We start from the raw sequence: 25,405 nt of genomic DNA, 5'->3' as shown, positions 1-25,405 counted from the left end.
ATTATAATTAACTATTTTTTCGCCCTTTATTCTGCCCATTAAATTCATTAACTATCGTCATAATACTATTCGGCATTTTTCTTAACATTGGTTCAAAAAATGGATGATAGCTTATATAACTCATATGGTGTAATAAACCAAATCGATTGGAAACAATATATTCATTTGGTACGTAATGAAGCTTTAAAATTAGCAGTTCGTTTGCCGACTACCGTTGAGCTAGACGATTTATTACAAGTTGGCTATATCGGTTTATTAGACACAATCAAACGTTATGATGCCACTCAAGGTAATACTTTTGCAACCTTTGCCATTCCAAGGATACAAGGGGCAATGTTAGATGAACTACGTAGCCGAGATTGGTTACCAAGACAAACTCGCAAAAAAATAAAAGATGTCACAGCGGCAATCAATGAATTAGAGAAAACATTAGGCGTCGCTCCTAACGATCATCAGATTGCCGAATATTTGCAATTATCCCTTACTGAATATCATAAAATTTTATTAGATTCGAATTATAGCCAGATAGGCTCATTTGATGAGATCCAACTAAAGTTAGGCGATAACATTGATGCCATCATTGAGCATGGCGAGGATAATAATCCTTTTTCGGCAATTATCAGCGATGAAAATTACACCATCATTAACCAACAAATTGAAAATCTACCAGAAAAGGAAAAACTTGTCCTAGCACTTTATTACCAAGAAGATCTTAATTTAAAAGAGATTGGTAAGGTAATGAATATTAGTGAATCAAGAGTAAGCCAATTGCATAGCCAAGCAATAAAAAGAATACAAAGTAAAGTTTCCTGTTAGAAAAAATAGAAAAATAAGTTAAATAAATCGAAATCAATCGAAAATAAATTGAAATTATTTTTTTATTGACCTTTCGCGTTTAAAAATGTAACTTTAGGCGCAGAAAAAAATATTTAACTTTAATTTTACTAATTTTCGTTTTTTTATGCGAAAAACAGATATAGGTTGGTGACTAAATTGGGAAACACACTAGATGACGATATTCTTAAATGTATACATCATTTAAATCTTTCAACACTACTGTTAAGCCAGCGTATGCTTGAGAAAGATAAAGTAATGGCAATGTATCGATTAGGTATTGATGAACAAACCGCTGACATACTTAGCCATTTAAGTACTGCTCAGATGTTAGTTTTATCCGAAACCAATCAGCTCATATTTCAGCTAAGATTTGAAAATGCAGAAATGATGAAAAAACTAACAGAAGAATCCCGCGTCAGAGATATAAAACAGATGCATACAGGGATTCTTTTATCAAGTTTGCTATTAGATTCAATCAATAAGTAGCTAAGGAATGACGATGACAGGTACAAGTATTATTCAAAAATATAAAGAAACCCAACTCGCTATCAAATTGATTTCCCTTGGTGGCAGAATTCAAATGTTAGAAAGCGAAACGAATTTAAGCCGAAACAAACTGATAAAACTGTATAAAGAGATTCAAGGCTGCCCACCGCCTAAAGGTTTATTGCCTTTTTCGACATCGTGGTTTATGACATGGGAACCGAATATTCATGCCAGTATATTTTATAATGCTTATGCGTTTTTAGTGAGAAATGGGCTCAAGTCAGGCATTCAAACTATTTTAAAAGCTTATCAACTTTATTTAGAGCAATGTCAATGTTCGCATAAAGAAGAACCTGTTTTAGGGCTGACTAGAGCTTGGATTTTAGTCAAATTTGTTGAAAAAAAGGTGATGCAACAATCCTGTTGCACGGAATGCCGTGGGCTTTTTATTACTCATGCTTATCATCCGCGAAATACTTTTACTTGTAGCTTATGTCAACCACCGTCAAGAGCAGATAAAAATAATAAAACTCAAAAAGAAAATGACGAAAGATGCATGAAAGTGTTATCAAGACCAAGTTATTTAAATTCATCAACGACCAGACAGATCACTGCTTAAATAAGTATTAAAAATAAGTATTAAAGCAATTTAGCTGTTATTTTATGGAGAAAGAAGAAAACCAATGCTAATCATTATAGGTTATATTGTCGTTATCGCCTCGGCACTACTTGGTTATGTGCTAAGTGGCGGTTATTTAGCCGTACTGTTTCAACCACTCGAATTGTTAATTATTGGAGGCGCAGCCGTTGGTGCTTTTATTGTTAGTAATGAAATGAAAGTCATCAAAGCCACACTACAATCTTTAGGACAACTATTTAAAACCTCTAAATATAATAAAGCGCTTTATTTAACATTAATTAATTTAATGTACAGCGTATTAACGAAGATCCGACAAAGTGGAGGATTATCCATTGAGGCTGATATTGATAATCCACATGAAAGTGAATTATTTAAAGCCTATCCACAGATTTTAGCTAACCCTAGAATCTGCGACTTTATCACTGATTATTTACGACTTATGATTAGTAGCAATATGGATGTATTTGAGATCGAAACACTCATGAGCGAAGAAATTGAAACCTTCGTTCATGAACTGGAAAAACCCGTTGATGCCATTTCAAGTATTGGTGATGGTTTACCGGCATTTGGTATTGTTGCCGCGGTCATGGGCGTTATTAATACCTTAGCGCAAGCAGATCGACCAGCAAGTGAACTTGGTGAACTTATTGCCCATGCGATGGTGGGGACTTTTTTAGGGATCTTACTTGCCTATGGTTTCGTGTCACCACTAGCTGCCTTATTGAAGCAAAGAAACGCTGGCGTGGTTAAAATGTTAGAGTGCACCAAAGTGATTCTTCTTGCCAGTATGCATGATTATGCCCCTCAAATTTGTATTGAATTTGGACGCAAAACACTTTTCTCTCATGAAAGACCGTCATTTTTTGAATTAGAACAATACATACAAGAAGTTAAAGACAAAAACACGAATCAAAATGAAAATAATTAATAATGAAAGATAAGTCTGTAAGAATAATTGTCAAAAAAAAATCGGGGCACGGCGGTGGGCATCACGGCGGTTCGTGGAAAATCGCTTACGCCGACTTTATGACCGCAATGATGGCGCTATTTTTAGTTATGTGGCTAATTTCTACATCAACGCCACAAGAATTAAAAGGTATTGCTGAATACTTCAGAACGCCCTTAATTCTTGGCTACAATGGTGGGAAAAACCTTAGCGACAGTGAAAGCCCGATTCCTGGTGGTGGCGATGATGTGAGTAAGCAAATTGGCGAAGAAAAAACCCATATGTTAAATGCATCACAAAATGAATATGAGCAGCTACATATTGAAAGAAATCTACTTCTTGAAGCTGCACGTAAAATTTATGAAACGTTTGAAATAGATAATCGCCTTAAAAGCTTAGCGCCTAATCTTATTATTGAATTAACTGAACTCGGATTACGGATTCAAATTTTAGCTTCCGATGATAAACCCATGTTTGGTGTTGGTAGCACATCCATTGATCCCAATATGCAAGAAATCTTGCACGCACTGGCGCCTATTATTAATTCATTACCGAATAAAATCACTTTATCTGGCCATACCGATGAGCGGCAATATATAACAGGGGATCGTGGCTATAGTAATTGGGAATTATCAGCAGATAGAGCCAATGCATCAAGAAGAGAACTCATTGCTGGTGGCTTAGATTCCAATAAGATTATTCGCATTATTGCGTTAGCTGATACAGTAAGCCTAAACAATCCAAACTATAGCAAAGATGCTAATCGTCGCATTAGTATCTTAATTTTGAATAAAAATGCCCAACAATATATTGAAAATGAAAATAACATGACAGGTACCGATTTTTTAAAACAATCAAAAACCATTAGCGAGCAATAATCAAATAATCAAATAATCAAATAATCAAATAGTCAAATAATTTCAAAAATAAAAACACATTATTTTTTGGATAGTGAAATCAGACAAACTATCCATTAATGAGTTGAAAAAATCATTAAAGTTTTGAGAAATTGCGCCGATATAGAAGACAGCCCTTTCTTTTAATAATCACATTATTAACTGAAACTATATATTATATTTAGGAGTTTTTATGACAAATTCATTGATGAATACGGGAATTAGTGGATTAAATGCAGCGCAAAATATGCTTAATGTGATCAGTAATAATATTAGTAATGCCCATACAATCGGTTACAATCGCCAACAGCAAGTTTTACGTCAAGCAAATGGAACTCAACATAGTTTTGGTTTTGTGGGTAATGGTGTTTCAGTATCATCAGTTAATCGCGCCTTTAACCATTTTGTTGTAGGACAGCTACGTCAATCACAATCACAAGATGGGTCGATTAAAGCTTATTATAATGAATTATCAAAGGTAGATAATTTATTAGCCGAAAATGATAATAGCATTTCATCACAACTCAATAACCTCTTTGCAAGCTTAAATAAGCTTGCTTCAAATGCGGGTGATGCCGCGACCAAGCAAACTGTTATTAGCGATCTAACCTCATTGACGAATCAATTTAATAAAACAGAAAAAAACCTAAAAAATCAAATTGCTAATGTCAATACCGAGTTAAGCAGTAATATTGATAAGGTTAATACCTATACTCAGCAAATCGCCGAACTTAATCAAAAGATTTCACACTTACAGGCGGTGGGAAATGGGCTTGAACCCAATGCATTACTTGACCAACGCGATCAATTGGTTAATGAGTTAAGCGAAATCGTTGGCATAACCGTTACTGAACAAAATGGGCAATATAACCTTTCACTGGCTAATGGCTTGAATTTAGTCCAAGGCTCTTCAATTAACCTATTATCGGTGCAACCATCGCAAGACGATCCTACATTAAATACCATTATTTATACGCATCATTCAGGAGCAACACAAGAACTGACTAGCCAAAATATTACATCAGGCACATTAAACGGATTATTAACCTTTCGTGACGGGCCATTAACTGAAGCTCGTAATCAATTAGGTTTAATTGCCTTAAATTTGGCGGAACGTTTTAATGAAGTGCATATGTCAGGCGTTGATATTAATGGTAATCAGGGTGAAAAGCTATTTGACTACAATCACCCTAGTTGTATCACCAATATAAAAAATCAAGGTAATGCCTCGGCAAAAATCGAATTTAACTCAGTTTGCGACGTAAAAGCTTCTGATTATAAAATTGAATTTGATGGTGACAATTGGGTTGTTACCCGATTATCTGATAATAAACAAATCACTCCAGAAATTGAAGATGGTAAGTTAATTTTTGATGGGCTTTGTATTGAGATCAATGGCAATGCAATGCCTGGTGACTCGTTTATGATAAAACCCGTTGCCGATATTGCCTCATCATTACAATTACAAGTCAAAGACGTTAATAAACTCGCAACGGGTATTAATGATGAAGAAAATGGCGCAGGTGATAATCGTAATGTTGCCAAATTACTAGAAATTCAAAATGAAAAACTGGTTAATGGTACAACAACCTTAAAAAGTGCTTATACAAGTTTAGTCAATTATATTGGCAGTGAAACCCAAACGGCTAAAATATCTGCCCAATCAAGCAAAAATATTACTCAGCAAATTTATGAACAAAATCAATCTATATCCGGAGTGAATATTGAAGAAGAATATATCTCTATGCAGGTATATATGCAGTATTACCAAGCTAATGCAAAAGTGATAGATGCGGCAACAACAATATTTGATACCATTTTAGGTTTAACTAAATGATAAAAGGATAAAAAATGCGCCTTAGTACAAACTCACTTTATCAAAAAAACTTACAAAGTATTTTAAATACCAATAGCCGATGGCAAAAATCTGGTTTGCATTTAGCCACGGGCAAAAAGATCTTATCGCCGTCTGACGATCCGATGGGCGCATCACAATCATTGATAATAAAACAGGCTCAAGCGCAAAATGAACAGTTTCAAGCAACCCGTGAAAGCGCCGATAAATTACTTAGCCGTCAAGAAACAATTTTAGCGGAAACCAATACCGTTATTCAAACAATTCAAGAAACATTGGTTTATGCAGCAAACGAAACATTAAATGAAGAAAACAGATTAGATCTTGCCAACAAATTACAAGTTTTAAAAGATCAACTGTTATCATTAGCCAACTCAAAAGATACTAATGGCAACTATCTTTTTGCTGGCAAGAAAAACGACACCCCACCTTTTGTTGTAAACGAATCTGGCGAAGTAAGTTACGTAGGCGGCACAACATCGGTTAACGTTTTTATTGATGACTCACGAGAAATCGCACTCAGTTTTACAGGCATTGAAGTATTCATGACGGGAGCAAATGTAAAACAAGCTGATGGAACCCCCGCCGAAAGTAATATTTTTGCAAGCATAGATTATGCAATTGAAGCGTTAAAAATGGATTTAGACTATGACAATGAAGAGACTGTCCAACAATTTAGGGATGGATTATCAAAGGCTCACAACGGAATAGATAATTCTTTTAATAACATCTCAACGCTTAGAGCGCAAGGCGGATCGGTATTGTCTGAAGTTGATAGACTATTAGCACTAGGTAAAACACTGGATATTGAATTTCAAACTCAAATTAGCCAACTTGAAGATGTTGACTGGTACGAAACAATTTCAGAATATGTCATGCTACAAGCTAATTTACAAGCGGCGCAATATACCTTTATGACCATGCAAAATATGTCACTGTTTCAAATGAAATAAAGTGTAGAAAACACCGAGTTGTTTACACTTCATAATTAAAATAATTCACTAAAAACGCATAAGGCATTTTATCAAAAATCGCTTTATGCGCTCACATTATTATATTGATTAATCAAGAATTTAATCTTAACACCCTATCTTTATAACCGCTAAATATTTACAGATGATACCTCACGATTAAATGACATATTACACTTTCTACTTTCTCTCGATTGTTTGAATGAATTTGCTATTTATATAAGCATTACCCCCCTATTTTATTGGCGAAAAATTAGAGTGATTTTTGTAAAAAATATTCAGGAATCTATACCGTTTCAGTATAAAATCATTTTAAATTTAAGGGATTAATAAATTATTTTTCATAAAGCATCAAATGGCTTAAATCCCTTATTTAGCTAAAACGTTAAACGGTTATCACTGACTGATTTAACTAATATAAACAATTAATATTAAACACTATTTATTTAACAATTTAAAAAAAAGATTAAATTTTACACTAAAACAGTGTATGCTTTTTAGCTAAACCGTCTGTTTTTTGCGCTCAGCCATGCTGAGTATAATGAGTATAAAATGAAATAATAACTAAAATAAAAACAAACGAGATAAATTATGAGGAATAATAGGAGAGCAAAACATGTCGAATGAACTTAATCGCCTTTTGGGGCAACTCGGTGGCGAGTTTAGCCATTTAATGGCCGGTTTAGGGGGCGTTAGTCACAACCGCTATACCTTAACCGTTGACGGGCTGACCGCACCAATTTCAGTTTTGCATGTTGACGGTAATGAGCAGTTAAACCAACCTTGGCGTTATGTGATTACCTTTACCAGCCCTGACAAAACCTTATCGCCCGATGCGTTCCTTAATCAAAAATCGACTTTCTTCTTTAATCCTGTTATTAACAAGCCATTAACTTCCGCTATTCGTTCGTTAAGCGACTTGCCCGCCGTGACGAATAAACGCACCTTGCATGGGGTTATCACTGAATTTAGCCAGCTATCAGTCAATAAAGATGAAGCTCATTACCAAGTCGTGTTATCTTCCCGATTAGCTCGCTTAGCGATAGGGAAAAATAGTGCTATATTTCAAAATCAAAGCGTGGTCAGTGTGGTTGAAGAAGTGCTACGCAGTCACGGCTTTACCGGCATTGATTACCGGTTAGCGCTCAAAGACAGTTATCCTGAACGGGAGTTTATCACCCAGTGGCAAGAAAGTGACCTGGAATTTATTCAACGCTTATTGGCCGATGTCGGTATCTGGTTCCGCTTTGAAACCCACGCCGAGCATGACTGTGATGTGATGGTGTTAAGTGATTATGAACAAGGCTATGCACAGGTGGCCAATATCGACTATAAACCGCCGAGTGGTATGGCCGATACGGGCATAGAAAGTGTTTGGGATATCACCTTACATAGCGAAGTGGTACCCGCCTCAGTGACCGTTCAAGACTATAACTACCGTGATGCCAAAGCCGATTTACTCACCGATATCAACACCCAACCGAAAACCTCCACCACGCAAGGCACTGATTACCGTTACGAAGAGCATTATAAAAGCGGACAAGGTCAGCAGAGTAAGCCAAATGATAAAGCCGCTAACTCCAACCAACCACAAACCGCTAACCCGTCACCGCAAGATGACGGTATTGAACAAGATAACACCATTGAAAGCGGTCAGTGGTATGCCAAAATCCGCCATGAGCAGGCGATTAGCCAGCAAATTATCATTAAAGGTAAGAGTAATCGCTATAACCTTGCCCCCGGTCAATGGATTAATATCAACGGCAGTCCGCTAACGAATATTAATGACGGTATCCTCATTTTAAGTGTACAAGGGCAAGGTAACCGTACTGATGCCTATGCACTCACCTTTACCGCCATTCCCTATCAAGCCTTAAAACCCTATCGCCCCGCGCCCATACGCTGGCCACAAGTCAGTGGCACCTTACCCGCACGGGTCACTAGCCCTGATAATGACACCTATGGCTATATTGACACTCACGGGCGCTACCGAGTTAAATTCAACTTTGACTTAAAAGCGTGGAAAAAGGGTACTGAAAGCTTATGGGTACGCTTAGCCAAACCTTATTCGGGTAACACCTATGGTTTTCACTTCCCGTTAATTGACGGCACGGAAGTGGCGATTGCCTTTATGAATGGCAATCCCGATAGGCCGTATATTGCCCATGCCATGCACGACAGCGCCCACCCTGACCATGTGACCACCATTAACAAACACCGTAATGTGATTCGCACCCCCGCCAACAACAAACTGCGCATGGATGATAAACGCGGGCAAGAGCATATCAAACTCGCCACCGAATATGGCAAAAGCCAACTTAATTTAGGGCATTTAGTCGATAATAAAAAAGCACAACGTGGTGAAGGCTTTGAACTGAGGACGGATGAATGGGGGGCGATTGCTGCCAACAAAGGCTTATACTTAACCACCCAAACCGAGCCGAAAGCACAAGGCAAACAACTGGATATGCAAGCGGCAATAAGCCAACTTGAAAATGCCTTATCGATTGCCAAAGCGTTACAAAATGCCGCTAGCCAGTCCGACGCACACAGCGCAGATACCGACAGTCAAGACCAGCTTAAAGCCAACTTAAGTGAGCTAACTCAAAGTGGCCTACTGGCCTATGCGCAAGAAGGCATTGCCTTAACCAGCCCAGAAAACATCCAACTGACAACAGGCAATAGCTTAACCCTAACCAGTGAAAACCAAACCGATATCACCGCATTAAAAAACATCACCGTATCATCTGGCGAAGCAATAGGACTATTTGCTCATAAATCAGGCATGAAACTGTTTGCCAACCAAGGCGATATTGCAGTGCAAGCCCAAAATGCCAACCTCAATATGGCGGCTAAGCAAGATATCAAAGTGGATAGCGTTGACGGCAAAGTGACTATCACCGCCAGCGATAAACTCACGCTTATCTGTGGTGGCTCTTATATCAAAATCAGCAGTGCAGGCATTGAACTGGGCACGCAAGATAATGTGTATCTTAAATGTAACGTGATGCAAAAGATGGGGCCAGCAAGTATAGAAAATAACACAGACAACTTCTTGAAAAGTGATGTTGAAATAGCGCTTATCAGATTAATAAATAGTGAACATATCGATTTTTCAGGCTAAAGGTACAAACAATGGCACTAACACCAATAAAAAAATGGAAATATCCAGTTGTTGTCAATGAAAAACAACCAATAAGCACTAATGCTTATTATACCGCATTAATGTCGGCATCTAGAGGGTTTTATCCTGTCAGTATAAACAAACAGTTGCATGGAGGGATCCATTTTGATGAGACGGTACTTGAAAAATTAGGCGACACAAAAGAGCGAAAAGTGCATTGTCTTGCCTCGGGTGAAGTTATCGCTTATCGAGTTAATGATCATTATCAAAAAGTGGATTATGGCGAAAAAGTGGGGTTTTTCTCAACGGGTTTTGTGTTGGTTAGGCACTTGCTAGAAATGGAGCGTGTAGAAGAAGCCGCTGAGGCAGAAAGCAATACCCCGACGGATAACAACACGACGCAAACATCAGCAACAACGACTGAGGCCACTGAATCATCTAATGCCACTACCAATCCAGCTACCGACACCTCAACGCCGTCAAATGAAGCGTCAACCGCGGAAACAGCAGAAACTAAAAAAGAAAAACAGCCCGGGCACCGTCTTTATTTTTATAGTTTGTATATGCATCTGGCTGATACTCAATACTACGATGATAACCCCAAAGAGCCTGCACCCGCATTTTGGGAGCAGGATATTTATCGTGTCCGCGTAGGGCATAAGGACTTAGATTACGTAGCTGGGTTAAATATACGAAAGACAGCGGATAGTTCAAAGCGCACTAATATTTTAGCTGTATTACAAGCGGGTACCAAAGTGAATCTAAATCTTGATTTACATGAACAAGATTATAAATGGTATGCTGTTTCGTCTTTAGTGGAAGGATATTGTTCGATTCCGGAATTAACACCTTATGACTATAAGGGAAATAAAATTATTGGTTGGATTTACAACGACACTAAAAAACAACTCACCGACCCGATAGTTGAAATAACGGGAACAGATAGTAAGTTAGTCAAATCCAAAGGGCTAAGAGTCAGGGATAAAGATAAAAATATTATTTCCATGTTACCTGACGGTACGCAAATTAAAATAGCAGGTACCAAAGCGCCAAAAAATTATGTTGAATTAGTTGAAGTGATTCGAGATGGAAGCCCCACTATTCCTTTGCCAGCTGGGAAAAAATACGTTTATTTTGATTGTCTTGAAAATATCATTAGAGGTAAAAAATATAATGAAGTTGTGGTATTAGACGAGCCTTTTCCAATTGAAGCCGGTGATTTAGTTGGGCATATTGGTCATAATCAAGATAAGGCGATTGATAAAAAAAAAGATAAAGAGGGGAATTATATTGATATAGAAACCCTACCGCTTGCACAAGGTATGAAAGGGAGCGAATTTCAACCAAATTTACATGTTGAATGTTTTACCTGTGAAGACTTACCCAAGTACATTGCGCAAACGCAAGCAGAGGCGAGTAAAATAGCTGATGAAGCAAAAACATTATTAGCTATATCCAAAGGCGCCAAAATACTGACGCGCCCCAGTCTAGCCGACACCACCGTTGGTACACCACTTAAAGGCAGCAAAATAAAGGTACTTAGTAAAGAAACCAACATAAACTGGCTACAAATAGAAATTAAAACCTCTGCAACTGACACAAAAACATTATGGATTGAAAATACTAAGGAGAGAGCCAAAAAAGCAAACGCGAATAATGAAATCGAATTAGCCTCAGACACCGAGGCATGGAGTAAACACCCCTTACAAGCTAGCCAATTAACGAGCAGCAATTATAATATTGGCACACCACTCCTACTTGATATGAGTGATAATAACGTAAAAACACGCCAGCATCGAGCGGTGGATGAGCAAGATACCTTATGGATATACATAGAAAAAGCCCTTGACGATAAAAATATCACCATTTCGTCCGGTTGGCTATCAACCGAAAGCGAAGGTGTGAAGAAAGTGAGTTGCTGGGATTGGTTTGATTTTAAGCAAATTAAAGAAAATGCTAGCCTGAAAGACATTTATCTGAGTGCTAAAAAAACCTTAAGCAGAAATAAGGATAATGCATCACTTGAACAATACACGCCAACAATAAAAGAGACATTAACAATATTAGACAAGCAATACAATTCTAGCGATCAGAAATATGCGAAGATAGATATTAATAGCTTTAACGGGATAATTAATAAGCCAATATTAGCCTCATCACTGGGTCGCCTGTTAATCCATTATGAAAGTGAATGGCATGGCAAACTGGATTCGGAAGGCAAATTGCCAAAATGGGAAGCGTTAAATAGTGAAATGACAGAAAATGCCAACAATATATTGGATTATTTAACGGAAGGCGACGAAGCAAAACTGGATGCTTATATCAACACGCTAGAAACAAGCAAACAACAGTCAGAAAAAAAAGGTTTTGAAGCGTTAAGCAGAAAAATTGAAAGGTTCCCAGAAGATTATAAAAGTAACCCACAGGAAAAGTTGAGCAAAGAACAACTTGAAATTTATACACAAATACAAAAGCTAGAACAAAAAGTCATGGCTTGGGACAAAACCAAAGAGAAAATCAAGAAAATGTTATGGTGGGATGATGTTGCTAAAGGCTTAGCTAAGTTGAATCAACCCAAAAACACGCCTCCAGAAAATGGCGAGACAGCCAATACCACAACCACCCCAACAGACTCAGCCCCACCTGCTACGCTTAGTGCTGATGGTAGGGCGTGGTTTATTCATCCGGTAGCAATGGTTGGTTATTTTAATGAGAAAATTAATCTTATAAGGAATTATACTTTAGAAAATGCAGAACTCGCGTTAAGGGCTATATACGCGAAGTATGGTAAAGATATGGCAATAATAATTGAAAGAATGTATCGTTCTGAAACTGCACATTTTAAATCTTTACAATATAAGAAGACAGGAACAGGAGGAATGGAGTCTTTTGGTTCACCTCCATATTATGGCTGGGATAAAGAATTTTTTTTATTAAATCCAAATTATACTCCTATAGGAACTACATATTTATTTGAAAATGTTGGGTTGAGTAAGCAGGGAGGAAATGTTCAAATAAAAGATAGGCCTAAAGAGTTTATAATTTTCCCTTCTGTGTTAGCTGCAATGGAGTATTTAGTTTTCTATATTAATAAATATAATGGTAATTATGCTCGTTGGCATTCGACCAATTCTGTTGTTCAAGAAACCTATAAAAACATATTAAATAAAATTATTCCAAGAATTGTTAATAAAATAGAGGAAGAAAATGCAAAAAAAAATTAAAGCTACGATAATATTTGTTTTACAATTTTTGTTAATTTTAAGTATAACATGTAATGCAAATGCCAAATCGATCGATTGTGTATCTATTTTTGAAGAAATAATTAAAGCTAGTGATTTTCTTCCAGAAGTAACATCAAGGGCAACTTTAACTATTGATTTATATGATATTTATGTTAATGATGATTCAATTTTTTTCAAAGTCTATGACTCTGATACAGAAAAAAATAAAAATAGAGGAATGTTGGCTACATTAGGTTGGTTGAAATACAACTATAAACGAAAAAGCATGGAAAATATTACATATGATGAATTAAACCCAGTCAAAGTTATTTATAACAAAGCGTTAGAAATAAAATTTAATCAATGTTTGGATTTTTATAAAATAAATATAAAAGATCTTGCTACTTCAGAATAAATAACGGCGTGGTAAATCATTTAGTTATTTGCACTTTCTGGCTGGAATGGCAAATATCTTCAAAAAAAGGCATACTAAAAGTACATGCAAAAAATTTCAAAAATTATTTAAAAAAGTAATAGGAATATGGGAAAGGAAAGGTATTGATTTTCATACATGGAATAACAAAACCCTCCCCTAAATTTTGTGTATTTGCCAGTTATAGTAAAAAGCACGGTGAAATAATTAAATGGATTCGGGGGAATGCTTTTAATAACTGGTCATACGGAGAAGGTTGATTGCTGGTTATCAACCAAGAGCGAAGGCGTGAAGAAAGTGAGTTGCTGGGATTGGTTTGACTTTAAGCAAATTAAAGAAAATGTCAGTCTGAAAGACATTTATTTGAGTGCTAAAAAAACCTTAAGCAGAAATAAGGATAATGCATCACTAGAACAATACACGCCAACAATAAAAGAAACATTAACAATATTAGACAAGCAATACGATTCTAGCGCTCAGAAATATGCGAAGATAGATATTAATAGCTTTAACGGGATAATTAATAAGCCAGTATTAACCTCATCACTGGGTCGCCTATTAATCCATTATGAAAGTGAATGGTATGGCAAAGTTGATTCAGAAGGCAAATTGCTAAAATGGGAAGCGTTAAATAGTGAAATGACAGAAAATGTCAGCAATGTATTGGATTATTTAACGGAAGGCGACGAAGCAAAACTGGATGCTTATATCAACACGCTAGAAACAAGCAAACAACAGTCAGAAAAAAAAGGGTTTGAAGAGCTAAAAAGAAAAATTGACCGATTTCCAAAAGACTACAAAAGCAATCCAAAGCAGAAATTGAACGCAGAACAAATCGAAATTTATAAAAAGGTACAAAAGTTAGAAGACAAAGTCATGGCTTGGGACAAAACCAAAGAGAAAATCAAGAAAATGTTATGGTGGGATGATGTTGCTAAAGGCTTAGCTAAGTTGAATCAACCCAAAAACACGCCTCCAGCTACCCTTAGCGATAATGGTAAGGCGTGGTTTATTCATCCTGTAGCAATGAAAATGTTTGCGTTAAAAAATAGCGAATTAACAATTGTAATTGATCCTGGTCACGGATATGAGAAAGGAAGTTCAGGTGCTACAGCTAAGATATATACTTATAAGATAAGCAAAAATAAAACAGCTACAGCAAATATCGAAACTTTACCACAAGAAGTTATTGATGATACAACATTGATTATATCGGATACAGAAGATCCTGAGAAAAATGAGAGAGGATTAGTATTCGATGTATCCATAAAACTGAAAAAATTACTAGAACTAAAAGGTTATAAGGTTATTCTCACTCGGACTGAAAGGCGTATCAAAGGTATAGATGGTCCAGAGACAAGACAAGCTAGAATTGATCTAGCGAATAAAAATAATGCTGATTATTTTATTTCTATTCATGCTGATGGTGCTTTAAATTATTCTGCATCTGGTTCCCATGTAATCTATCCGAACATATCGGATAGCGAAATTGTTGCACTTAGTAAGGAGTTAGCGGTAGATATATTTAGTTATTATAATGTGGTTCCTGTTGAATCATCTTCCCCCAAAAAAGATGTAAGAAACCTTCAGGTTTTAAGAACTTCAAATAAAACCAAACGTAAAGTTCTCGTTGAGTTAGGATTTATTACATCACCTAAAGATGCAAAAGCCTTATTTTCAAATATTGATCTAATTGCTCAACAATTATATGAAGGGTTACTAAAAAATATTAAAAAATTTTATTAAAAGGTTGCATAATGAAAAAAATGATTATTTTACTACCCATCTTTTTATTTATTGTTTGTCATTCTTTTGCTAACTCTGTTAAGGAAAATTTTGATCCTTACGCCATATCATTAATAGTATCAAGTAATTCAAATACTCCTTTTTGTTATTCATTTCTTATTGATTATTATCCAAATGGTCAAGTAAAAGAAAAAGGTTGTCAAGGACATTATAATGCGACAGGTATTTTTGTGGGTAATTGGTATGAATATGATTTATTGGGTATGCTTATTCGTACAAGGTATTATCACCCAGATGAGTTTGGTAAAGATTATAAAATCATTATAACCTACGATAAAAATGGTAAGGTCTTAACTAAAAAAATTTTTAATTATAGCGATTTATATGAAACAGAGGACGTAGAAATTAATGAAATACCTAAATAAGGAACTCGTCTTAATGATAATGTTAGCTTTTATGCTGTGTCACTCTAATATTTTAACTGCTGATACTAACAAAAATAATTTAATTATACAGGCGGAAAATGGCGATAAGATTGCTCAATATTCCTTGGCTAATCTGCTTTTATCTCAAAATATTGATAAAAAATATAATGATAAAGTTTTTTATTGGTATCAACAATCAGCGCAACAAGGATATGCAGAAGCTCAGTTTGCTTTAGCCATTATTTATGAAGAACTGGGCAATGATGAACAAGCTATTATTTGGTTAGAAAAAGCCGCAAAACAAAATCATGTACAATCTCAATACTCTTTAGGGGTTAATTATAGATTTGGATTTTGGAGAGTTAAACCTGATAGTTCAAAATCATTATATTGGCTAACAAAGGCGGCTCAACAAGATTATACAGCCGCTCAAGTTGAATTGGGTAATTTATATTTGACAAGTAGTGGAATAGATACAGATTATAAAAAAGGTCTTTATTGGTATAAAAAAGCAGCTGAAAAGAATAATGCTTTTGCTCAACTTAATTTAGGAATTATTGAAATGGCTCAGTCAAACTATAAGCAAGCATTTTTCTGGCTTAATCAAGCCTGTAAAAATAATTTAACAGATGCTTGTCATTTAGCTTCTACCATAAAGAAAAAGAAGTAGTGTTGATTTAAATATAGTTACAATAATCTTAAATCCTAATAAGCACCTAAAAAACTAAAAATAAATCAATAGAAAATCCACTGTATGAATAATATTGGAGCTATTTTGTCAAGAGCTTGGCAATGACTGGAAATCCCGCACCGTTTTAGAGCCTTCGATACGATAGATGATTTTAACCGTGAGGTGTTAGACATTAATATTTCCGTTAGTTTACCGATAGGTAGAGTTACTCGTTATTTGGATAAATTAACGGAGTATCATGGCTATTTAAAAAGAAAAATTTACCGCTCCCTAGAAGACTATAAAAGCAATCCAAGTCAAAAATTAAGCACAGAACAAATCAAAATTTGTGAAAAAGCGCAAGAGCTAGAGGACAAAGTCATGGCTTGGGAAAAACCAAAGAGAAAATCAAGAAAATGTTATGGTGGGATGATGTTGCTAAAGGCTTAGCTAAGTTGAATCAACCCAAAAACACGCCTCCAGAAAATGGCGAGACAACCAATACCACAATCACCCCAACAGACTCAGCCCCACCGGCCACGCTTAGTGCTGATGGTAGGGCGTGGTTTATTCATCCGGTGGCGATGGGAGCATTTATTGCTAATGATTCAATGATAACAATGGAAATGCTAATCGCCTCTCATCCAACAGGGGTAAAAAGTTATTACGCTGAAATTTTACCTTATCTCAATCAATATGCTTTAGTGTATGGATTAGTTGAATCTAAAGAAATAGCTCATTTCCTTTCACAAATTGGGCATGAAAGTGGATTTAAATCAGATAGTGAAAAATTATATTTTAGCTCATCTAGAATGAAGCAAGTATATGGTTGTAAGGGAGGGAAATATAACCAACTAAAAGATAGCTGTGATTTAGGACAGCTTAGGCCTAAATTATGGACTAATACTTCTTATTATGAAAGAAATCCTGAAAATTTGGCAAATTATGTTTATGCAAATAGAATGGGAAATGGTGATGAATCATCAGGGGATGGTTATCGTTATAGAGGTAGAGGAATGATTCAATTAACAGGTAAAGATGCCTATAATAATTTTACAAATGTTCATAACAAAAATAATCCCGATGATATTCAAGATTTTGTTGCTAATCCTGATTTATTAATAAGTTCAACACAATATGGAATTGAATCAGCCTTTGTATTTTGGTTTACTAAAACAGGTAGGCCCAATCGCGATATAAATCATTTTGTTAAATTAAAAGACCTTGCTAAATCAGGAACAGTGCAAGAAGTAACTCAGCTCGTTAATGGTGGTCAAAATGGATATAATGATAGGAAACAAAGATTTAATCGGCTTGCTAGATTACTTGGTTTAGATGAGGAGTAAAAAGATGTTAAAAAAAATAGGTGTGTTATGGCTTGTTTTTGGGTTAATTTTTTCATCTTTAGCCTTTAGTGAAGAAGGTGCTACTATTATACATGGGCCGTTTAATATATCTTGGTATAAAAATGGAGAATTATTTTTTACTAGAAAAGATAATGGTTCTGTTGATTTTGTTTTGAAATATCTAGATGATTTTAAATTAGAAAAATTTCAAATAATAGACAACTATGAAATAGAAGGCGGAGAGCCACAAGTCGAGTCAGTATTTTTTGATAAGGTGCTAAAAGATAAAACTGTTTTTGTTATTATTTCATGGGAAATAAATAGTCGTGGAGTTGGTACATATGGAAAATTGTATCAAGTATATGCATATAACAAATCAAATAATAAAGAGAATAAATTTGTCAAAAATATGACTCTTTATCATGATAGAGAGTTAACTGGAATGGAAGGTATGTCTGATTCAACTATATCTTCTTTCAAATATAAAACCGCAACAGAAGTAAAAAAATATATTAATAAAACTTACAATAAAAAATAGTAATAAGGAATCAGATTTTTATGAAAAAAATAACACTATTAATAGCCATGGTGACAACCAGTGTTATTTGTTATGCTCAAGAGCCTTGTTTAAATAAAACATCTGTAGACGAGGCTTGGTTTCGTATTAATTCTAAATCTTATCAGTTTACAAATTACCTTTGTGATGATGAAAGTGCTGAAAAAGGGACCTGTAACTACCCCCTAAAATAGTACAGCAAAAAAGTAGAAAATTCTCTATGATAAAAGAAAAGGGGATTTAATGATGAAAAAAATGACTGAACATCAAATCGTAGCTATTTTAAAAGAAACTGAAGCGGGTATTCCCGTTAAAGAGCTGTGCCGTAAATATTGCATGGGTAATTCAACTTTTTATAAATGGCGGGAAAAATATGGCGGTATGGAAATTTCAGACATCAAACGTCTAAAAGAACTCGAAGCGGAAAACCGCAAGCTTAAGCAGATGTTTGCCGAACTGAGCTTAAAATCCCAGCTTCAGGAAGAAATCATAAAAAAGCTTTAGTGCCAACTGAGGCACGTAAAACGTGGGCACAGCAACTACAACAAAATCATTCAGTTACTATTGCTATGAGCTGTGCCATTGTTGGCTTAAGCCGTTGTGCTTACTATTATCAAGCTAAGTTACAGGATGATTCGGTGATTGTTTCGGTGTTGAATGCTATCACAGACCGGCATTTACGCTGAGGCTTTCCTAAATGTTTTAATCGTATCAGAAAGCTCGGCTATCAATGGAATCATAAACGGATATATCGGGTGTATTGTGAATTAAAGCTTAATCTCAGGGTAAAGCGTAAAAAACGCATTCCTCCACGATGCCCGGAAAGGTTATTAGTCCCCAATAAACAAGGTGAATGTTGGTCAATGGATTTTATGAGTGACAGTAGTCGTAATCAACGTCGCTTTAGGACATTCAATGTCATCGATGACTTTAATCGTGAGGCGTTAGGTATTGATATTGCAGTAAGCTTACCAGCAGGAAGGATTACCCGTTACTTAGATAAACTGGCCGAATATCATGGGTATCCATTAAAAATACGGGTCGATAATGGGCCAGAATTTACAGGAAAAACCTTTATAAACTGGGCTAAATCACATGATATAACCATTGATTATATCCAGCCCGGTAGCCCTTATCAAAATGGCTATATTGAACGATTTAATCGTACCTATCGTACTGAAGTACTCGATTTATATCTTTTTAACAACTTAGCGCAAGCAAGGAGAATAACTGAAGAATGGTTAACGGTTTATAACACCGAAAGACCGCATGAGGCATTAAATAACATGACACCGATTGAGTATAAAACACTAAAACAAGCAGCATGATTTTCTACGTGAGTTGTGTACTAAGTTTGGGGTATTTACAATCAGATTGGAAAAAAGATAAAGCATTTGTTAATGCTTTAGCTAAATTTCATTTTCGAACTTTTCGAATAGGAGAAGAAATTTATAACTTATTTAGTGGAATATCAGGAGTAGTAGATGGTGATAAGTTACATAATAGTCATTTGATACAGAAAAATTTGATTTTAATGCTATTAAAGTAATTGAATAATTAGAAATTTTAAATTAGCAGGATAACATGAAATGAAAAAAAATTGTTTAACTTTGATTTTATTTTTTATGTTTTCTATAGGAAATGTACATTCAAATGAATCTCCGGATATTTGGGATTTTTATAAAGTTTCAAAAAATTCTGTTTCAGGGGGAGGATCTGATTCTGAAAGAGAAAGTTTAATAGAAAGATATTCGAAAATTAAACTCATATTAATTGATGGACAAGTTATAGTTGATACAATTTGTTTTATTCCATATGAGACAACAACAAAGATGACTTCCCCTTTATCTTATTGGAAAACTCCAGAAAAAGTAAAGGAGTATAAAAAAATTTTTTCAGCGGAAAAAATCCCTTTAAGATATCAATTTGAAGCAATAAAACTTCCTAATAATGACAAAGATGATTTATGCTTGGAAGAAGGTTTGACTGATTTAATAAGGATCGACAATTATTTTGTTTTTTTGACCAAGTCAGATTACTTGATAACATTTTCGAAGCATATAGAAAAAAATAACGGATCACCTGTAACCTATAGAGGATTTAATTATAAGATACCGAATCGTGAATTTAGTTGGTTTGGTCATCCAATGTTGACTAATAAAAAAATTGTAGATGATATGAATAAGAAGTGTGATTTCCCTGATGATGGATCTTATTATAATTCATACTTTTATAATGAGTGTGATTTGAACGAATTAGGTTTTTATTTTAGTGAAATTAGTGAAACTTTATTTGACAAAAAGAAAGTGATATATCAAAAAGGAGAATATCAATACAATTTAACTAAAAAACAGCACGAAGAGTTTGATTTCGAAATATATTTAAATATTGAAAAAGGTAATAAATTAATTGATAGATTATCCATTTATAAACAGAGAATTTTAGAATCGGCAGCTTTTGAACAGGATTACTATATTGATAAAAATTTTAAGAATATTTGGTTACTAAATTATGTTGGTAGTGACTCAACGCATGATATTGAAAAATGGAGGCATTATAAAATAGATAATAGTGGGCATTTTAAGCTATTGGAATCGATTTCGTGTAAAAAACGTGATAGACAAGGAATCGTAAAATGTCATAATAATTAAGAATAGCATTGGTCAGGATTTAGTAGCGTAGAAGAAAAAGCCTCGATAGGTGAATTATCTAAAAGGTTATGAACAAAAATATAAATACATCTATCTATAAAAATAAGAAATTTGAAATAATAGAATCAGAATATTGCATTGATATAGAAACAAACAAGCTTATGACTGAACAACATAAGGTAAGTTATTATTTTATTGATGATAAAGGTAATATTAACTTTGAATAATGAATGTGACTAAATATAAATTAGAATAATAAGGTGCTTTCTTCATCACTTTTACTAGCCTATATTGATGCTCAATATTTTACATAACTCTGTGTGGACATACCAATCGCTAATTGCTAGTTTCAAAGTTTCTCATATAGGTATTTTTTTATTTGTGTAAGCTAAAAGCAGAATACATAAAAATTTCGTATTTCATGTGTTTAAGGCGGCCTCAAATAATGACTAATTTGACTATTATATTGTAAAAAATTATAAACTATCTAAATTTGAAAAAGTATTAGCTATATATCAAAAGAAGAAAAAATCAAGGAAATTAAATAATGAAATTTTTAAATAGTTTTATAATTATCTTCCTATTAATGTTCTCCAATATAAATGCTGTATTTTCTGTAAATGAAAAAAATGATTTACATTATTATCAGAAAATAAAATTGCCTTATTCTTCTAAGGAATTAGAAAAATACTATTATTGGAGTGATTTCGGTATAAAGCTATCCCCTAATATGCCTTTTCCATTAAGATTCTCTAATAAAGAATTTTCATTTAAGCCTAAACTATTTGAATATTTAGCTAAAAGTGCATTCTATTTTCCACATATTTATTTTTATTATGAAGGTATTTTATATAAGGGAATTATTTATATGGCTATTGGCGAGAATGATGCTAATGTTTTTACTTTTCAGTTGAATAGTTTTGATGCTCAAAATAATCTAATTGATGCCATAGTGCTTTATAAAATACAAAATGGCGAAATATCTTACTGGAATGATTTTGTTATAAAAACAAATGGAAAGATCTTGATAAAACAACATCAACAACAAAACCTTTTTGAATTCGATGAAGATCCTAAAAAAAATGATATTCAGACTAAGGAAATTAAATACCAAATGAGCCGTTCTGGTTTTTTCAATAAAATTAAATAATATCATTAATTATAAAGGGTTAAGTGATGAAGTTTTCATTATATTTTTCGTTGATTTTACTGGCATTTAGTTCATATGTGTACAGCAAGCAATTTGATGTTGCTGATGGTTACAAAGGTGTGCCCATTATTGAATCTATAGGTATGGGACAATTGGAAAAAGATTGTCAAAAAATACATGATTTTTGGCAACTTACTAATAATGAAAGAGAAAAAAATAGGGAAAGTTGCCCAATAAACCAAATTGCTCCTTATTTTAATAATTTATATGAGGTTGTTAATAAGAATATTGATATATACGATAACGGTGAGCTGAAGCTAATTATTAATAAAAAAGAGTTTAATAGAACAATTAATGATAATAGTTATCCAGTTAATGCACTGAATTTATCACTTACTTATCAAGGGAATATTAAAGATACAATTACATTAGCAAATATTTATTATGACGTCATCAGTTATTATTGGTTAAGTAATCAATATTATTATATTAATCCTAATGGAAATATTTATATCTTATTAGTAAAAGACTTTGGTAGCTATATTCAGCCAGTATTTTGGAAACATTATCAAATTGATAAAGAAAATTTGCAATTTAAGCTTAAAGAATTTTTATTTGATGATGGTTATAAATATCGTATTATTTATCCAGATCAATTTGAAGTGCCCGATAAATCTGAACCATCAAATTTTGAAACGGATAAACTTAGAACTTGTTATCAAGATGAATATAATACGACTTGCAATATAGAATCTTACAACTATTATCATGACCTTTTAGTTAAAAAATTAGCATTACTTCAAGCAAAAGAAAACGAGCCCAAAGATTCTATTGAGGTAATAGATAAGCAAATTAATAAAGCTTGTTTAATGATACCGCCACCAGTTTACCATAATGAAGCGACCACCTTTACCCATAAAATTACCCGTTGTTTAACAGAACAAATAAAACAACAAATAGAAAAAATAGATAACAAGCTAAACCAGATAGAAAATTAACTGGAGAAATGAAGTTTATTTTAAAACTTATGCACTTTGTTTTGGGGCTTGCCTTGTACTGTAAATATTCCAAATTTAGTAAACAATTCAATTAGAAAACAAAAGGGCTAAGAATAAAGGATGAAAGTAAAAAAAATATTATTTCCATGCTACCAGAAGGTACTCAAATTAAAATATCAGGTACCAAAGCGCCAAAAAATTATGTTGAATTAGTTGAAGTGATTCGAGATGGAAGCCCCACTATTCCTTTGCCAGCTGGGAAAAAATACGTTTATTTTGATTGTCTTGAAAATGTAGTTAGAGGTAAAAAATATAATGAAGTTGTGGTATTAGACGAGCCTTTTCCAATTGAAGCCGGTGATTTAGTTGGACATATTGGTCATAATCAAGATAAGGCGATTGATAAAAAAAAAGATAAAGAGGGGAATTATATTGATATAGAAACCCTACCGCTTGCACAAGGTATGAAAGGGAGCGAATTTCAACCAAATTTACATGTTGAATGTTTTACCTGTGAAGACTTACCCAAGTACATTGCGCAAACGCAAGCAGAGGCGAGTAAAATAGCTGATGAAGCAAAAACATTATTAGCTATATCCAAAGGCGCCAAAATACTGACGCGCCCAAGTCTAGCCGACACCACCGTTGGTACACCACTTAAAGGCAGCAAAATAAAGGTGCTTAGTAAAGAAACCAACATAAACTGGCTACAAATAGAAATTAAAACCTCTGCAACTGACACAAAAACATTATGGATTGAAAATACTAAGGAGAGAGCCAAAAAAGCAAACGCGAATAATGAAATCGAATTAGCCTCAGACACCGAGGCATGGAGTAAACACCCCTTACAAGCTAGCCAATTAACGAGCAGCAATTATAATATTGGCACACCACTCCTACTTGATATGAGTGATAATAACGTAAAAACACACCAGCATCGAGCGGTGGATGAGCAAGATACCTTATGGATATACATAGAAAAAGCCCTTGACGATAAAAATATCACTATCTCTCCCGGTTGGCTATCAACCGAAAGCGAAGGCGTGAAGAAAGTGAGTTGCTGGGATTGGTTTGATTTTAAACAAATTAAAGAAAATGCCAGTCTGAAAGACATTTATCTGAGTGCTAAAAAAACCTTAAGCAGAAATAAGGATAATGCATCACTTGAACAATACACGCCAACAATAAAAGAAACATTAACAATATTAGACAAGCAATACAATTCTAGCGATCAGAAATATGCGAAGATAGATATTAATAGCTTTAACGGGATAATTAATAAACCAATATTAGCCTCATCACTGGGTCGCCTGTTAATCCATTATGAGAGTGAATGGTATGGCAAACTGGATTCGGAGGGCAAATTGCCAAAATGGGAAGCGTTAAATAGTGAAATGACAGAAAATGTCAGCAATGTATTGGATTATTTAACGGAAGGCGACGAAGCAAAACTGGATGCTTATATCAACACGTTAGAAACTAGTAAACAACAGTTAGAAAAAAAAGGGTTTGAAGAGCTAAAAAGAAAAATTGACCGATTTCCAAAAGACTACAAAAGCAATCCAAAGCAGAAATTGAACGCAGAACAAATCGAAATTTATAAAAAGGTACAAAAGTTAGAAGACAAAGTCATGGCTTGGGACAAAACCAAAGAGAAAATCAAGAAAATGTTATGGTGGGATGATGTTGCTAAAGGCTTAGCTAAGTTGAATCAACCCCAAGACACGCCTCCAGAAAATGGCGAGACAACCAATACCACAACCACCCCAACAGACTCAGCTCCACCAGCCACGCTGAATGCTGATGGGAAGGCGTGGTTTATTCATCCGGTAGCAATGATGGATTATTTTAAAGTTGAAAAAAATAAAGGCGTTTGTCCTATAACACCTGACTATAGAAGTCATTTTGTTTTACATTGTACTGATGGAAATATGTCAGAAGAGACTATCAAGGCAATAAATAATGTTAACAATCCAGATAAAAAAATAAGGAGTAAAGCTCATAAATATATTATGAGAAATGGGGATGTAATTGAAATATGGCCTTTTACCGAAAAAAATGTATGGGCTACAAAAGCTGAATCTAGAAATAATTTAAAAGGAAGAATGTTCCATGTCGAAATCAATTATAAAAGTCCAGATGTACCTACAGATTACCAATATCAAGCTCTTGCTGATTTATATATTGAAGCTTCCGATATTGAAGGATGTTGGCCAATTATCGTACCTCATATAGAAGTTGATAGAGGCATTCCAAATGGTCATGGTGATCCTACAGATTTTGATTATAATAAATTTTATTCTATCTTAAGAAGTAGAAATGTACCGATAGATGATATTCCTCATTTCGAACATGAACGGTACTGGGGATATAGCAAATCAAAAATTCCATTTGCAAATGATAAATATTCATGGCCTCCAATTTTATCTGGAAATCCGCATAAAAAATAAG

21 protein-coding genes and 1 pseudogene are annotated in these 25,405 nt (G+C 34.4%); all 22 read left to right on the top strand.

The window, feature by feature from the left end; all coding sequences use genetic code 11:
• Nucleotides 1–99 precede the first annotated feature (99 nt).
• The 22 genes and pseudogenes from A9G47_RS06970 to A9G47_RS06850 all read left to right on the top strand — a co-directional run bounded on the left by A9G47_RS06970 (nucleotide 100) and on the right by A9G47_RS06850 (nucleotide 25,404).
• Nucleotides 100–816 (top strand): RNA polymerase sigma factor FliA, encoded by a 717-nt coding sequence (locus A9G47_RS06970; RefSeq protein WP_065566400.1) that lies wholly within the window; start codon nucleotides 100–102, stop codon nucleotides 814–816.
• Nucleotides 817–993: 177 nt separating this feature from the next.
• The gene (gene flhD / locus A9G47_RS06965; protein WP_065566401.1) at nucleotides 994–1,323 is read left to right on the top strand and encodes a flagellar transcriptional regulator FlhD; all 330 of its coding nucleotides are present in this window, start codon (nucleotides 994–996) and stop codon (nucleotides 1,321–1,323) included.
• A gap of 13 nt (nucleotides 1,324–1,336) precedes the next feature.
• Nucleotides 1,337–1,942 carry a flagellar transcriptional regulator FlhC gene (flhC, locus tag A9G47_RS06960; protein WP_065566402.1) on the top strand — a complete coding sequence of 202 codons (606 nt, stop codon included), beginning with the start codon at nucleotides 1,337–1,339 and terminating at the stop codon, nucleotides 1,940–1,942.
• A 64-nt stretch (nucleotides 1,943–2,006) separates the two neighbouring features.
• The gene (gene motA / locus A9G47_RS06955) at nucleotides 2,007–2,891 is read left to right on the top strand and encodes a flagellar motor stator protein MotA (RefSeq protein ID WP_065642520.1); all 885 of its coding nucleotides are present in this window, start codon (nucleotides 2,007–2,009) and stop codon (nucleotides 2,889–2,891) included.
• A 2-nt stretch (nucleotides 2,892–2,893) separates the two neighbouring features.
• Entirely contained in the window at nucleotides 2,894–3,787 is an 894-nt protein-coding gene (motB, locus tag A9G47_RS06950) for a flagellar motor protein MotB (RefSeq protein ID WP_065566404.1), read from the top strand.
• A gap of 211 nt (nucleotides 3,788–3,998) precedes the next feature.
• Nucleotides 3,999–5,642 (top strand): flagellar hook-associated protein FlgK, encoded by a 1,644-nt coding sequence (gene flgK / locus A9G47_RS06945; RefSeq protein ID WP_065642519.1) that lies wholly within the window; start codon nucleotides 3,999–4,001, stop codon nucleotides 5,640–5,642.
• Between the two features lie 14 nt (nucleotides 5,643–5,656).
• Complete coding sequence (flgL, locus tag A9G47_RS06940) at nucleotides 5,657–6,613, top strand: flagellar hook-associated protein FlgL (protein ID WP_065566406.1); 957 nt, start codon at nucleotides 5,657–5,659, stop codon at nucleotides 6,611–6,613.
• Nucleotides 6,614–7,247: 634 nt separating this feature from the next.
• On the top strand, nucleotides 7,248–9,755 hold the full coding sequence (locus tag A9G47_RS06935; protein WP_065642518.1) for a type VI secretion system Vgr family protein: 2,508 nt from the start codon (nucleotides 7,248–7,250) through the stop codon (nucleotides 9,753–9,755).
• Nucleotides 9,756–9,766: 11 nt separating this feature from the next.
• Entirely contained in the window at nucleotides 9,767–12,979 is a 3,213-nt protein-coding gene (locus A9G47_RS06930) for a hypothetical protein (RefSeq protein WP_065642517.1), read from the top strand.
• Nucleotides 12,963–13,394 carry a hypothetical protein gene (locus A9G47_RS06925; RefSeq protein WP_065567985.1) on the top strand — a complete coding sequence of 144 codons (432 nt, stop codon included), beginning with the start codon at nucleotides 12,963–12,965 and terminating at the stop codon, nucleotides 13,392–13,394. Before A9G47_RS06930 ends, A9G47_RS06925 begins: the two co-directional genes overlap by 17 nt.
• A gap of 243 nt (nucleotides 13,395–13,637) precedes the next feature.
• Nucleotides 13,638–15,158 carry an N-acetylmuramoyl-L-alanine amidase gene (locus A9G47_RS06920; protein ID WP_065642516.1) on the top strand — a complete coding sequence of 507 codons (1,521 nt, stop codon included), beginning with the start codon at nucleotides 13,638–13,640 and terminating at the stop codon, nucleotides 15,156–15,158.
• A gap of 11 nt (nucleotides 15,159–15,169) precedes the next feature.
• On the top strand, nucleotides 15,170–15,583 hold the full coding sequence (locus A9G47_RS06915; RefSeq protein WP_065642515.1) for a hypothetical protein: 414 nt from the start codon (nucleotides 15,170–15,172) through the stop codon (nucleotides 15,581–15,583).
• Between the two features lie 13 nt (nucleotides 15,584–15,596).
• The gene (locus A9G47_RS06910; RefSeq protein WP_065642514.1) at nucleotides 15,597–16,253 is read left to right on the top strand and encodes a tetratricopeptide repeat protein; all 657 of its coding nucleotides are present in this window, start codon (nucleotides 15,597–15,599) and stop codon (nucleotides 16,251–16,253) included.
• Nucleotides 16,254–16,490: 237 nt separating this feature from the next.
• Nucleotides 16,491–16,703, top strand: coding sequence for a hypothetical protein (locus A9G47_RS06905; protein WP_141674830.1), 213 nt, complete (start codon nucleotides 16,491–16,493; stop codon nucleotides 16,701–16,703).
• Nucleotides 16,670–17,599 (top strand): glycoside hydrolase family 19 protein, encoded by a 930-nt coding sequence (locus A9G47_RS06900; protein WP_218057445.1) that lies wholly within the window; start codon nucleotides 16,670–16,672, stop codon nucleotides 17,597–17,599. Before A9G47_RS06905 ends, A9G47_RS06900 begins: the two co-directional genes overlap by 34 nt.
• Before the next feature lie 4 nt (nucleotides 17,600–17,603).
• Nucleotides 17,604–18,137, top strand: a complete 534-nt coding sequence (locus A9G47_RS06895; protein ID WP_065566378.1) for a hypothetical protein — start codon at nucleotides 17,604–17,606, stop codon at nucleotides 18,135–18,137.
• A gap of 20 nt (nucleotides 18,138–18,157) precedes the next feature.
• A complete protein-coding gene (locus A9G47_RS06890; protein WP_065566379.1) occupies nucleotides 18,158–18,349 on the top strand; it encodes a hypothetical protein in 192 nt (63 codons plus the stop codon).
• A 52-nt stretch (nucleotides 18,350–18,401) separates the two neighbouring features.
• Nucleotides 18,402–19,483 (top strand): annotated as a pseudogene (locus tag A9G47_RS13600) (IS3 family transposase).
• 261 nt (nucleotides 19,484–19,744) lie between these two features.
• Nucleotides 19,745–20,806, top strand: a complete 1,062-nt coding sequence (locus A9G47_RS06865; RefSeq protein WP_065642510.1) for a hypothetical protein — start codon at nucleotides 19,745–19,747, stop codon at nucleotides 20,804–20,806.
• Nucleotides 20,807–21,353: 547 nt separating this feature from the next.
• Nucleotides 21,354–21,956, top strand: coding sequence for a hypothetical protein (locus A9G47_RS06860; protein ID WP_065580741.1), 603 nt, complete (start codon nucleotides 21,354–21,356; stop codon nucleotides 21,954–21,956).
• A 26-nt stretch (nucleotides 21,957–21,982) separates the two neighbouring features.
• Complete coding sequence (locus tag A9G47_RS06855; protein WP_065642509.1) at nucleotides 21,983–22,954, top strand: hypothetical protein; 972 nt, start codon at nucleotides 21,983–21,985, stop codon at nucleotides 22,952–22,954.
• A 146-nt stretch (nucleotides 22,955–23,100) separates the two neighbouring features.
• Nucleotides 23,101–25,404, top strand: coding sequence for a peptidoglycan recognition protein family protein (locus tag A9G47_RS06850; protein WP_065642508.1), 2,304 nt, complete (start codon nucleotides 23,101–23,103; stop codon nucleotides 25,402–25,404).
• The last annotated feature ends 1 nt before the right edge of the window (nucleotide 25,405 follow it).

Source organism: Gilliamella sp. WF3-4 (assembly GCF_001690275.1).
GTDB lineage: Bacteria > Pseudomonadota > Gammaproteobacteria > Enterobacterales > Orbaceae > Gilliamella > Gilliamella apicola_C.
The sequence above is the reverse complement of the archived record's forward strand: the minus strand, read 5'-3'. Positions and strand labels throughout refer to the sequence as shown.